1 protein-coding gene is annotated in these 585 nt (G+C 66.7%); it reads left to right on the top strand.

The features are described from left to right. The first annotated feature begins 182 nt into the window (after nucleotides 1-182). Nucleotides 183-512, top strand: a complete 330-nt coding sequence (locus QMO56_RS26880) for a hypothetical protein (protein ID WP_283530707.1) — start codon at nucleotides 183-185, stop codon at nucleotides 510-512. The last annotated feature ends 73 nt before the right edge of the window (nucleotides 513-585 follow it).

Here is a 585-nt window from a genome sequence, read left to right as displayed (position 1 = left end):
TCCGCAGGCGCGCTCGCCCGGCGGAACGGCTCCGGGCGGGCTACGCCCACCCTCCGCCGCACCGCCGGGCGCTCATCATAATTGCCGATTACCGCTCATCGTAATCGCCGGGCGCCAGCTGGGAGTACTTCGTCGATCTGAGCTACCGGGCGCATTTCAACCATACGCTCGAGCTGAACGGAATGGCGGCGGCGGACGTCCCGACGGACGTGCTGGCTCTCTCCGCGGACAGGCTGTCACGAGAACTGCGTAACGAGCTGTCGGGCGCGCCTGAGTTCGATCCGGACCTACTGACCCGGTTGCTTGCAGGGGTGACCCAGCGCATGCGCCGACAGGGATCCGTGGCGCACCCCTATCTCGAGAGCGCGATCGCGACCGGCAGCGGGCGTTATGGGCTGAACTGGTTCGCTGCCGCCATGCAGATGGGGGTCGGCAGGACTGGCTCGTTGCCCAGCCCAGACGGTCGCTGGAGTGAACCCCTGCGGCTGGACCACTTGGCGCTCCAGAACTGATACACTGGCTGGACCTTCCATCAGGAGAAGGTCATGCCGTCACGAGGCACCTACCGGCGCCATTCGCCGCAGT

Origin of the sequence: Roseomonas sp. E05 (genome assembly GCF_030063475.1) — a bacterium.
Taxonomy (GTDB): Bacteria; Pseudomonadota; Alphaproteobacteria; order Acetobacterales; family Acetobacteraceae; genus Pseudoroseomonas.
This window is presented reverse-complemented; position numbering and strand designations above follow the sequence as displayed.

Bases quoted from the DNA above. Each gene is read 5' to 3' on its own strand.
- QMO56_RS26880 (WP_283530707.1), top strand. From the start codon at position 183: ATGGCGGCGGCGGACGTCCCGACGGACGTGCTGGCTCTCTCCGCGGAC.